Below are 12,037 nucleotides of genomic sequence, written 5' to 3' on the forward strand. Positions count from 1 at the left end.
GTGTACAAGAAGCGACAGAGCAATCGAAGCGAATGGGCAATCAAATAAGTAAAGAACTGGCCAAATATGTAGTTTCGCAGTAAGCCTCATGATGATGATCGGCTGTTGCCTGGCCACTCCTGCAGCAGTGGCAGGCAACAGCCCTTTTTATGATCCATACGCCTTATAAAGGGGTAAATCTTCTGAAGTGAGCGTTACTTTATAATCAGCATATCATTTTCATCGAAACTCCAGTCCTTCGAATACGCAACCTCCCAATAGTAACCATCGGGATCTGAAAAATATCCGCTGTATCCTCCCCAAAAAACATGCTGAGGTGATTTCTCGATTGTTCCCCCAGCATTTTCAGCCCTGTTGATCACTTCATCCACTTCTTCAATTGATTTAGCATTATAAGCGAGTGTAAGACCCGGGAAACCATTTTTCTTAGGCGGTTCCATCTCATTAATGTCTTTTGCTAGCTCCTCTATAGGATACAAAGCAAGTTTCGTACCGGCATTATTAAAAAAAACGATTGCGGGATCGTCCTCTTTAATCAATGTACGGAATCCCAACCCGTCCCGGTAAAACCTTAATGATTGAGTAATATCCCTGACACCTAAAGTTATAATGTTGATCCTGTTCATGCTAGTCCTCCTTTTCCATGTTTTAAGGGTAAATTCGACATCTGGATCACTTTTCCCTTTTTAGCTTGATTGACCATCACCCACACCATAGCAAATGCTTCTTAAAGACCACTTTGCAAAAAGCAGCTCCACGGGGAATTCCGCCTTGGATTGCCCCCCATGCAAATTACGTAGGAATTCCACTTTCTTTGCCGAATGAATACATGTTTTGTCATCTGTAAAGGAATTCCCCCATACTTATCGAATTCAACAAGCAAAAGGGGGAATCTCGATGAATACAAGCGCAGTTGCCCGGTTACTGAATGTTTCCCATAGTACGATTCAACGCTGGGTCACCCAATTGAACATGGAAGTAGAACGGAATCAGCTTGGCCACTACCAGTTTTCGGATGAAGACATTGCATTATTGAGAAAAATCCAAGATCAGCTGAACGAGGGCATCATTCTCCAAAAGGTCAGCATCTCAGAGAAAAAGATTAGAAAAGCAGCCCTTCAGAAACACTCCGAACCGAATAAAGAACATGATCAACTGCTTGAACGGGTCATCAGGCTGGAAAATGGCCTGAAAACAAAAGCGGACGATGTTGTATCCTATCAGCTTTTACAGCACAGAAGTGAAATGGAAGAAATGCACAAACTCGTTAAAAAGCTTGAAGCCCGTATCGAAGCGTTAGAAACACCAACGGGCCAGCACTTTGATTATTTCCTCGCGGCTGAAGAGGCTGCTGCCACTAAAAAGACGAAGAAAAGGCCATTCATAAAAATGATTTTCGGAAACAGAAAGAACGATAGTTCATCATGGAGCACAGCCGACAGCGATTGACATCTATTATCAAGATCTTTCATGAGCACCCCAAGAATAACCATTTTTGTTAGGCAAAGCATCTCTTCAAAAATAGGACCCGATCTTATTAATTACCCCAAAATAAAAAGGCCCTGACCCAAGATTAAACTCACCTGGGTCGGGCCTTTTCATCATTTTAAATCAACACTGCACGGTCATTGATCATTTTTTCGCCTTTGATGCGTTGGAATTCGTTAAGCAGTTTTTCGACGGTTAGCTTCTGCTTTTCAGCGCCTCTGGCTTCAAAAATGATCTGTCCCTTATCCATCATAATCAAGGAATTTCCAAGATCGATTGCCTGCTGCATATTATGAGTCACCATCAACGTCGTTAACTGGTTCTTTTCGACGATTTCCTTCGTCAGGTTTGTAACGAGCTCTGCCCGTGAAGGATCAAGTGCTGCTGTATGTTCGTCAAGTAGCAGGATTTTAGGGTCGGTGAAGGTCGCCATCAGCAATGATAGTGCCTGGCGCTCCCCTCCTGACAATAATCCCACTTTTGCAGTCATCCGATTTTCCAAGCCTAAATGAAGGGTGCCCAAACACTCTTTAAAAAGTTCTTTCCGTTTTTTTGTCACCCCAAAGCCTAAACCTCTTTTATTGGTTCTGCCATAGGCAATCGCCATATTTTCTTCAATAGTCATATGCGGTGCCGTCCCCAGCATGGGATCCTGAAAAACACGGCCAATCATTTTGGCACGGGCATGTTCTTCAATGGCCGATACGTTTTCACCATCGATGATGACTTCACCTGCATCAGGGAGAATTTTACCGGAAATCATATTCATCAACGTCGATTTACCTGCTCCATTACTTCCGATGACTGTTACAAATTCACCTTTTGTCATCTGCAGTTCCAGATTTCCAAGGGCTAACTTTTCATCTGGCGTTCCCTCATTGAACACTTTATAAATCTGATTTAACTGAAGCATATTCTTCCCTCCCTTTCGGTAAAGTCCCATCATGGCGCATCTGTATTTCTTTAAGCCGCCTTTTCTTCCGGGTTTTTTCCTTTTGCTTATCAGAAATTTTAGGAATGACAAGTGCCCCGACCACAATAAGTGCCGTAATTAATTTAACATCACCCGTTTCAAGGAATTCAACGCGAAGTGCCAAAGTTACGACGATTCGGTAAATGATCGCCCCTCCTATGACTGCCAGCGTAGCACGTGCAATCGTTTTTGCCCCGAATAGAGCCTCACCGATTATGACGGATGCCAATCCGATGACAATGATTCCAATCCCCATGCCTATATCGCTAAAACCGTTATATTGGGCAACCAAGGATCCCGAAAAAGCCACTAGTGCATTTCCGATTGCAAGTCCCAGGATCTTCATGTTGCCGGTATGGGCGGAAAAACTCTTGACCATGGCCTCATTATCACCAGTCGCCCGTAAGGCAAGACCAATTTCCGTTTTTAAAAAGGCTGACATTCCTGCTTGGATGACTACAGCCACAATCAGCATAACGATTAATATGGCCCACGTTTTCGGCAGGCTGTCACCGAGACCCACGAATGATAAAAGACCATTCAACAAATTGTCCAACCCGGTGCCAGCCCAGGCATCCTGGATATTCGTGATAATGGTTGTTTGGGAAAGCAACGGAATGTTGGATGCACCCATGATCCTCAAATTGATCGAGTAGAGCGCAATCATCATTAAGATACCCGCCAAGAGAGGATTGATTTTCCCTTTCGTATGCAGGAACCCCGTTATCGTCCCAGCGATGAACCCTGCCACCATGGCACTCAACGTGGCAACGATCGGCGAGTAACCGTTAACGATCATAATCGCGGCAACAGAGGCCCCTGTCACAAAACTGCCTTCCACAGTCATATCCGGGAAGTCGAGAATCCTGAATGTTAAATAAACACCTAGTGCCATGATCGCATAAATCATTCCCGACTCAAAAGAGTTGAATAAGGCTGAGAACATTTTTTTCTTCCTTCCCCGAACAAAAGCAGAGTTTATTTTACAAACTCAGCATCTGCTTTCCATTCTTCTTTTATTTCAACACCCATATCTTTTGCTGCTTTTTCATTGATGACCAATTTCAGTTTTTGTGGATATTGAACCGGGATATCTCCAGGTTTTTTACCATCCTTCAGGATTTCAACCGCTTTTTGCCCCGCTTCATAACCAATGTCATAGTAACTGAAGCCATATGCTGCAAAACCGCCAGCATTCACGGAATCAAGCTCGCCGACAAATAAGGGGATATCTTGATCATTTGCCACGGAAATGACCGATTCCAGTGCAGAGACAACTGTATTATCAGTAATGATATAGAAAGCATCCGCTTTTCCGATTAATGATTCCGTTGCCTGTTTAACATCCGCTGAAGTCGAGACGGACGCTTCCACGACTTTCAATCCAGCTTTTTTCGCTTCCGCCTTAACATTCTTTATTTGGACGACAGAATTTTGCTCCCCTGTGTTATAAACCGTTCCAATCGTTTTGGCGCCAAGCTCTTCCGCTAGAAATTTCATTGACTTGGCAATGGCTTCAGGATGGGAATCCGTCGTACCCGTCACATTTCCGCCTGGTTTTTCCAAAGAAGTGACAAGCTCCCCTGCTACAGGATCGGTAACCGATGTAAAGACGATCGGAATATCCTTGGTCGCATTTAAAGCACTTAGAGCACTAGGAGTCGAATTCGCAAATATCAGATCCACTTTATCCCCAACGAAGTTATTGGCAATCGTTTGGCTGTTGTTTTGGTCACCCTGAGCAATTTGAAGATCATATTTAGCATTGATGTCACTATCCTTCAATGCCGCCTGGAAGCCTTCATATGCTTGATCCAAGGAATCATGCTGAACGATTTGTGTTACCCCAATGTTAAAGGTAGCCTTTCCGCTTTCATCCTTTGCCGCATCTTTTTCCTTTTCATTTCCACACCCAGCCAATAATAAACCTGCGACCAATGTCATGGCTGCAGTTGAATATAATTTCTTTTTCATATTTTCCCCCCGCTTTTTCCTTATTTAAAATAATGTTTTTCTAACGACGCCAGCTTTTTTCGCTTTTATTTCCTAAATTATAATCGTTTAGTCCCAATTATTCCAATATATTTTTTAACTTTTTAGAATTTTTTGAGTTCTGCATGTAAAACATGAAAAAAGCTGCTGTGAAAGGTATGGTAACTTTCACAGCAGCTTTTTGAAAAATCAATGCTCGACAACCTGGCTGACAATTTCGGTAACGGTAGCCCGATCAATTTTTTCTTTACCTTCTTTTAGGGCTTTCAATGTAGCTTTTGCCAATTCCAAAGGTATTTTACAGAATTGGATAATGTCCTTCGTTTCAATCTCTTCAATGTACGCATCGGCTAATGCAAGATTACGCTCCGTATGGGCAAGCATCTCGTCGAAACCCCAGCCATCCGGATAAAAGTTCACACCACGTTCTGCATCTTCCTCGCGGTTACGCAGGATATTGACCGTTTGGAGTCCACGGCCAAATGCGATGGCAAGTTCACGGTCCGTTTCGGTTCCATCGTACCAGTTCCACATATCAGACAGCATGACCCCGACTAAACCTGCAACATAATAAGTGTAATCATCGAGTTCCTCTTCATTATGGATTTGCCAGTCCTTAATAACCCATTTTGCCATGCCTTCGGCCATTTCCTTTGTTGACTCCAAGACTTTATCTTTTGCACCGGGTGGACAAAATTCAACCCAGTCCGAAAGAAACAGGGTCACCTCGGGCAGTTCATCCTTATATGGTTCAAATAACTTTTGAAGATTCTCTTCCTTGAAATCCGCATCCGGCAGCTCACTAAGGGCCTGTAACAAAGAAACCTTACTATCTGCAGGAAGACTTGGGTGGTCTTCGATCTCATCGATGGCGCGCATGCAAAGGTATGCAGCTCCAATACCCTCTTGCAATCCCTTTGGAAGATAACTGATTGGAATGAAAAAAGTCCGGCTTGTTTTTAGCAGAAAATCCATTGCTTTAGTATGTAGGTCACTTTTGTCAGTCATATTTACACTCCTTTAAATATCCAATGAACAATTGATTAATTATATCAAACATTGGCTTTGATTTCAGCTGCCCGATTCCTCTGAATACAAAGGAACTTTAATCGCCATCAGATCTTCACCCATGATCGTATTTGCAAAGATTGCTTTGCTTTCCTCTTTTAGCCTCTCAGCATCCTCTGGAGTATACCGTGAACTGATATGCGTAAGGATTAGATGCTTAGCTCCCGCTTTCAAGGCCGTTTCTGCAGCCTGAACGGTGGTCGAATGATAATAGGCTGATGCCATTTCAGATTCTTCCGCTGAAAATGTAGCTTCATGAACAAGGTAATCCGCCGATTCAGCAAGAATGAGCGCATTGCTGCACATTCTTGTATCACCAAGAATCGTGATGATCCGGCCTTTTTTCGGAGTACTGATATAGTCCTTCCCATTTATGACACGGCCATCGTCGAGACAGACCGTTTGTCCATTTTTCAATGCTTTAAAAAGAGGCCCCGGCTTCACACCTTCGGAACGCAGCCGGTCGACCAGCAGGCTACCCGGACGATCTTTTTCCACAATCCGATAACCGATGCTGTAAATGCCATGATCAAGCGACTTGGCCGTCACTGTGAATTGTTCGTCCTCAAACACTTTGCCTTCTTCTATTTCGATGATTTCCAAGGGATATTTTAAATGAGTCCCACTCACCTGTAAGCTCGTCTTAATGAATGAATCTATGCCTTGTGGACCATATACGGTCAATTTATCCACTCCGCCCTGAAAAGATCTGCTGCTTAAAAAACCAGGCAGTCCGAAGATGTGGTCACCATGTAAATGGGTGATGAAGATCTTTTCAACCTTTCGCGGTTTGACTGCCGTTTTTAATATTTGATGCTGTGTTGCTTCCCCACAATCGAATAACCAAACCGTCCCACGTTCTTCCAATAATTGAAGGGCGATTGATGTCACATTACGCGCTTTAGCCGGAACCCCAGCGCCTGTACCCAATAAAACGAAATCCACTCATACTACCTCCGTTGCAAATACTTTATGACTTAACTATAGCATAACCAAGGTGCTCTTTCATTTATGGCCCATTAAAACAGAAACCAAATTAAACTTTTAATGAAATATAGAGAAAAAATGCGCAAATTGATTGCTTTGAGGGAAAGCTAAACGTAAAATTAGAAATTGGTACACATTCGGGAATTCCAACTTTATAGACAGATTTAACGGAAAGTTGAGGTTTTAAACATGACAGAAAACAATAAACCCACAGCATTGATCATGATTTTTGGTGCTACCGGAGATTTAGCGAAAAGGAAATTGTTTCCTTCCATATATCGACTATTTCAAAAAGAGAAAATCAATAAGTTCGCGGTCGTCGGTGTGGCAAGGAGGCCATTGACGAACGAGGAGTTCCAAACAAGTGTCAAGGACTCGATTCTTACGTTCGGACATGCGCAAGAAAAGGTCGATGAATTCATTTCCCATTTCCATTATCACTCCCATGACGTCTCAAGTTCGGAATCATACTTGCAATTAAAAGACATTGCCGAACAATTAGACGGACAATATCAATTAGAAGGAAACAGGATCTTCTATTTGGCGATGGCACCTGAGTTTTTCGGAACGATTGCCGAACAGATTAAAGCTCAAGGCCTGAGTGACACGGATGGATATAAACGCCTGGTCATCGAGAAGCCATTTGGACACAGTTTTGAAACAGCACAACAATTGAATGAGCAGATTCGGACTGCATTCGCTGAAGATGAAATTTACCGCATCGATCATTATTTAGGTAAAGAAATGGTACAAAATATCGAGGTCATCCGTTTTTCCAATGCCCTTTTCGAGCCGCTATGGAATAACAGATATATATCCAATATCCAGGTTACTTCAAGCGAAACACTCGGCGTTGAAGAACGCGGGCGTTATTATGAAACCAGCGGTGCCCTAAGGGATATGGTCCAAAACCACCTGCTGCAAATGGTGGCCTTGCTTGCAATGGAACCCCCGATCGCTTTGACGACTGAAGAGATTCGAAGCGAAAAAGTACGGGCATTGCGTTCACTTCGACCAATGAAGGTCGACGAAGTCAACCAATACTTCGTTCGTGGCCAGTATGGTGAAGGAACGATAGACGGTCAAACGCTTCCGGCCTACCGAAATGAACATAATGTAAATCCCGAATCCAACACAGAGACCTATGTTGCGGGTAAATTGATGATTGATAACTTCCGTTGGGCCGGTGTTCCTTTTTATATCCGTACCGGTAAGAGAATGGATGTCAAATCAACGAATATCGTTGTTCAATTCAAAGATATTCCAATGAATCTGTATTATAAAACGGAAGAAACGCTGAATCCGAATCTTCTCGTCATCAATATCCAGCCTGACGAGGGTATCACATTGTACTTAAATGTCAAAAAATCCGGGACGACATCCAATACAAAGCCAATGAAGCTGACCGTCTCGAACAAAGGGATCGAACACATCAATTCTCCCGAGGCATATGAAAAGCTATTGTTTGACAGCATGCGCGGGGATGCTACTAACTTTACACACTGGGACGAGGTTGCCCTCTCATGGAAGTTCGTCGATACCATTTCCAATGCATGGGAAAATACTAAAGACGAGTCTTTCCCTAACTATGAAGCGGGATCAACAGGTCCACTTGCATCCGATGAACTCCTGGCGGAAGATGGACATATTTGGTGGCAAGTCAAGAAAAACGAAAATAATGATTGAAAAGAAAAAGGGATGCAGATTTGAATCTGCATCCCTTCTTCTTCATGAAACACTCTTCCTCAGCAATTTATTCCGGATAATATGAAACATTTCCTTGGACTTGGACATTTCTTCCTCTTTTTCTGAATTAAGCCAAAATGAAACACCGAATTCTAAAGCAATGAAAAATAAAAAAATGGCTACAGCCCACCAGATGATGAACATAAAGTCCTCCGCTCCTTCTCTCTTCCTGCCTACTGTATCCTACGGTCCGCCCATCTCTTTCAATGTTTATATTCCTTTTTCCACAGGTGTTTAAACCTAAAAAGCAGGAATGAATGTCATACATCATACTACGATTTCCCTAAAAAAGGTAAATTAATTGGAACTATTTACAACTAGTTCGTTTTTACTATTTTTACCCTTATCTATAAAGAATGGTAAGCCTTTGCTGAGGATACACTAAAAAAGGTGCTTAGTGACAGTACCGCTAACTTCGATGTGGAGGGATTAAACGATGGACATTCGTGAAGGATTAATTCCAACAGCCTTGGGCACAGCCGTGACAGCTGCGGGTTATGCAATGAAGCAGACCCGGGGTTCAAACAAAATGGTAGCTAATACGGTTTTTGGTTTCGGTTTGGCACATGTTGTATTAGGGGTCATTGATCTTGTAGAGCATCGGAGATAGTAATAAAAGGGGGCGCCAAGCGCCCCCTTTTTACATGATGAAACAAAAAAGCCGGCTTAAAGGGGATCCCCTTTAAGCCTGGCTTGAACTTTTTATTTTTCCATCCATTCGGTATGGAACGTTCCTTCTTTATCAATGCGTTGGTAAGTATGAGCTCCAAAATAGTCACGCTGAGCTTGAATCAGGTTGGCTGGCAGCGTTTCTGTACGATAGCTGTCGAAATAGGCAAGTGCCGAAGACAAGCAAGGAACCGGGATTCCGTTCATCACAGCCGTTGATACTACCTCACGTAAAGCTCCTTGGTAACTTTCGACGATCCCTTGGAAGTAAGGATCAAGAAGAAGATTGTTCAAGTTCGCTTCACGATCGTACGCTTCCTTGATTTTTTGGAGGAATTGTGCACGAATGATACAGCCGCCACGGAAAATCATCGCGATTTCCCCGTATTGCAAGTTCCAGCCATTTTCTTCTGATGCTGCTTTCATTTGTGCAAATCCTTGTGCATATGAACAGATTTTGCTCATATAAAGTGCTTTGCGGATACTTTCAATCAAAGCCTTTTTGTCGCCTGTAAATGATTCGGTTTTTGGACCACGAAGGATTTTACTCGCTTCGACACGCTCGTCCTTGATTGCTGAAATAAACCGGGCAAACACGGATTCCGTAATGATTGGAAGCGGAACACCAAGATCAAGCGCACTTTGACTTGTCCATTTACCTGTACCTTTTTGGCCAGCTTTATCTAAAATGACATCGACCATCGGCTTGCCGGTTTCCTCATCATATTTTTTGAAAATATCAGCAGTAATTTCAATTAAATAGCTATCAAGTTCCCCTTCATTCCATTCAGTAAAGACTTCATGGAATTCTTCAGCAGATAGTCCAAGGAGATTTTTCAGAAGGAAATAAGATTCGGAAATCAATTGCATGTCCCCGTATTCAATACCATTATGTACCATTTTAACATAATGACCTGCCCCATCCGGTCCGATATACGTGCAGCAAGCATCACCATCGACCTTAGCTGAAATATCCTTCAAAATCGGTGCAACAAGTTCATATGCTTCTTTTTGACCTCCAGGCATGATGGAAGGACCTGTTAGAGCTCCTTCTTCCCCACCTGACACGCCTGTACCGATGAAATGGATGCCAAGCTTGCTTAACTCCTCATTGCGGCGCTGAGTGTCCTTGAAGAAGGTATTCCCTCCATCAATAACGATATCACCTTTTTCAAGCAACGGTTTTAATTGCTCGATTGTTGCATCCGTTGCCGCTCCGGCTTTAACCATCAATAAAATTTTGCGTGGTGTTTCCAAAGAATTGACGAATTCTTCAAGCGTATAAGCGGCTGTTACGTTTTTGCCTTCCGCTTCCTTCATCATCTCGTCCGTTTTTGATCCTGAGCGATTAAATACGGAAATTGAATATCCCCTGCTTTCAATATTAAATGCAAGGTTCTTGCCCATTACAGCTAGTCCGATAACGCCAATCTGCTGTTTTGTCATGATTCATCTTCCCTTCTCTCTATCTTTACACAGCTTGTACGCTATTCTTTGTCAAAAGAAGGATCATTCCTCCTGGATTGCTCAAAGAAATCTTTGCTGAAGCTAGTGTCTGTTCCTATTGAACGTTTTTTCAAGGGTAATCCCTTTTTAATAATATTTTCTCCGTACTTATTTTGCAAGTGTTCCATCGCATCATACAGAGGTTCTTTTTCTGCATCCTCTTGAAAGGAGAAAATATCCAGTTGCTTGAAGGCCGACTCTTTTTCGATGACATCATAGGCTGTGACACCAAGAAGCCTGATTCCTTCTCCATTCCAATTTTTCATGAAGAGATCGATAGCTTCATCCAAAATATCCTTTTTTTCAAAAACTGGGTTAGGAACCGTCCTGCTTCTCGTAATTGTCCGGCGGTCTTTGTAACGGATCGTCACACCTATTTTTTGACCAAGGAGGCGTTTATTTCTCAAGCGGACGGCAACTTTCCCGGATAGCTTTTCCAATACACCGATCAATTCTTTTTGATTGGCGGAGTCATGCGGAAGAGTTGTCGAGTTCCCGATGCTCTTATGCTCAAAAATCGCTTCGGGATCCACTACCCTTGGGTCAATTCCATTAGCCCTATCTTTCAAACGGATGCCATTGATCCCAAGAAGCTGTTTAAGTTGACTATCATTGGCGTGTGCAAGGTCCCTGATCGTCATGATCCCGATAGTTTGAAGCTTTTCCGATGTCTTATCCCCGATGCCATGCATTTCGCCCACTTGTAAAGGCCAGAGCTTTTCCGGAATGTCCCGTTTCCTTAACACGGTGATCCCCATAGGTTTCTTCATATCAGAAGCCGTTTTGGCCAAAAATTTATTAGGGGCAATCCCGATACTGCAAGGGAGATCCATCGTATTAAAAATTCTTTCCTGAATGCTATTGGCTATATCTAAAGGCGAACCCAATTCGGCGCATTCACTGATATCCAGATACCCCTCATCAATCGAAACCGGTTCAACCATCTCTGTATATTGCCTCAAAACATCGAAAATAGCCAGTGATGCCTTTCGATAGCGCTCGAAATTCGGTTTCTGAATGACTAATTGAGGACATAATTTTTTCGCCTGCCAAATCGGCATGGTCGTTTTAACCCCGAACTTCCTCGCCTCATAGCTGCAGGTGACGATTATGCCCCTTCTCTCTTCAACATTCCCTGCAATGGCAAGCGGTTTGCCTTTCAATGAAACATCATATGACATTTCCACTGAAGCATAGAAACTATTCATGTCTACATGGAGAATGACCCTGCCATTTTTGGGATACATGTCCTTCATGTTTGACCGTCACATCCTTGTAAAAATAAAAAACATTTCTATTAAAGTATCCCTACTTATCTTTGGTAACCACGCTGAAAGATGCTTCCACTCCAAGAAAAACAGCCATCATATCATTGATGACTGTACATATATTCCTTCAATACTTTGAACATCTTGACCTATTATGGGTGATTATTCCCCTGAAACTTCTTTGATGATAGTGATGACCATTTCAGCTAGCTTCGTTAATTCCTCAACTGGAATTCTTTCATTCGTAGTATGGATATCTTCATAGCCCACTGCGAGATTGACAGTAGGGATGCCAAAGCCTGCAATGACATTTGCATCGCTTCCACCGCCGCTTTTAACC

At 42.8% G+C, this 12,037-nt stretch carries 12 protein-coding genes; 3 read left to right on the forward strand and 9 right to left on the reverse strand.

Annotated features, from left to right (window positions below; all coding sequences use genetic code 11):
* Nucleotides 1-194: 194 nt before the first annotated feature.
* Nucleotides 195-626 (reverse strand): VOC family protein, encoded by a 432-nt coding sequence (locus AC1DVB_RS21770; protein ID WP_095678597.1) that lies wholly within the window; start codon nucleotides 624-626, stop codon nucleotides 195-197.
* 271 nt (nucleotides 627-897) lie between these two features.
* Between AC1DVB_RS21770 and AC1DVB_RS21775 the strand changes: the two genes are divergently transcribed.
* Nucleotides 898-1,449 (forward strand): MerR family transcriptional regulator, encoded by a 552-nt coding sequence (locus AC1DVB_RS21775; RefSeq protein WP_095678596.1) that lies wholly within the window; start codon nucleotides 898-900, stop codon nucleotides 1,447-1,449.
* A 157-nt stretch (nucleotides 1,450-1,606) separates the two neighbouring features.
* Here the strand turns inward: AC1DVB_RS21775 and AC1DVB_RS21780 are convergent, their stop codons facing one another.
* The 5 genes from AC1DVB_RS21780 to rnz form a co-directional block, all read right to left on the reverse strand.
* Nucleotides 1,607-2,401, reverse strand: coding sequence for an ABC transporter ATP-binding protein (locus tag AC1DVB_RS21780; protein ID WP_095678595.1), 795 nt, complete (start codon nucleotides 2,399-2,401; stop codon nucleotides 1,607-1,609).
* Nucleotides 2,376-3,407, reverse strand: a complete 1,032-nt coding sequence (locus tag AC1DVB_RS21785) for an ABC transporter permease (RefSeq protein WP_095678594.1) — start codon at nucleotides 3,405-3,407, stop codon at nucleotides 2,376-2,378. Before AC1DVB_RS21785 ends, AC1DVB_RS21780 begins: the two co-directional genes overlap by 26 nt.
* A 32-nt stretch (nucleotides 3,408-3,439) precedes the next feature.
* Nucleotides 3,440-4,435 (reverse strand): ABC transporter substrate-binding protein, encoded by a 996-nt coding sequence (locus AC1DVB_RS21790; protein WP_477590907.1) that lies wholly within the window; start codon nucleotides 4,433-4,435, stop codon nucleotides 3,440-3,442.
* A 207-nt stretch (nucleotides 4,436-4,642) separates the two neighbouring features.
* Nucleotides 4,643-5,461, reverse strand: a complete 819-nt coding sequence (locus AC1DVB_RS21795) for a squalene/phytoene synthase family protein (RefSeq protein ID WP_057278773.1) — start codon at nucleotides 5,459-5,461, stop codon at nucleotides 4,643-4,645.
* Between the two features lie 63 nt (nucleotides 5,462-5,524).
* The gene (rnz, locus tag AC1DVB_RS21800; protein WP_477590909.1) at nucleotides 5,525-6,466 is read right to left on the reverse strand and encodes a ribonuclease Z; all 942 of its coding nucleotides are present in this window, start codon (nucleotides 6,464-6,466) and stop codon (nucleotides 5,525-5,527) included.
* A gap of 231 nt (nucleotides 6,467-6,697) precedes the next feature.
* Here rnz and zwf point away from each other — a divergent pair, with 231 nt between their 5' ends.
* Nucleotides 6,698-8,194 (forward strand): glucose-6-phosphate dehydrogenase, encoded by a 1,497-nt coding sequence (zwf, locus tag AC1DVB_RS21805; protein ID WP_057278775.1) that lies wholly within the window; start codon nucleotides 6,698-6,700, stop codon nucleotides 8,192-8,194.
* A 42-nt stretch (nucleotides 8,195-8,236) separates the two neighbouring features.
* Here the strand turns inward: zwf and AC1DVB_RS21810 are convergent, their stop codons facing one another.
* Nucleotides 8,237-8,398, reverse strand: coding sequence for a hypothetical protein (locus AC1DVB_RS21810; protein WP_156404415.1), 162 nt, complete (start codon nucleotides 8,396-8,398; stop codon nucleotides 8,237-8,239).
* 292 nt (nucleotides 8,399-8,690) lie between these two features.
* Between AC1DVB_RS21810 and AC1DVB_RS21815 the strand changes: the two genes are divergently transcribed.
* The gene (locus tag AC1DVB_RS21815) at nucleotides 8,691-8,864 is read left to right on the forward strand and encodes a hypothetical protein (RefSeq protein ID WP_034308217.1); all 174 of its coding nucleotides are present in this window, start codon (nucleotides 8,691-8,693) and stop codon (nucleotides 8,862-8,864) included.
* Between the two features lie 92 nt (nucleotides 8,865-8,956).
* On the opposite strand, the gene gndA is transcribed toward AC1DVB_RS21815, so the two are convergent.
* On the reverse strand, nucleotides 8,957-10,369 hold the full coding sequence (gene gndA / locus AC1DVB_RS21820; protein WP_057278776.1) for an NADP-dependent phosphogluconate dehydrogenase: 1,413 nt from the start codon (nucleotides 10,367-10,369) through the stop codon (nucleotides 8,957-8,959).
* Between the two features lie 41 nt (nucleotides 10,370-10,410).
* Nucleotides 10,411-11,685, reverse strand: a complete 1,275-nt coding sequence (locus AC1DVB_RS21825) for a DNA polymerase IV (protein ID WP_053535660.1) — start codon at nucleotides 11,683-11,685, stop codon at nucleotides 10,411-10,413.
* Between the last annotated feature and the right edge of the window lie 352 nt (nucleotides 11,686-12,037).

This window comes from Peribacillus sp. P4_D6 (assembly GCF_056401795.1).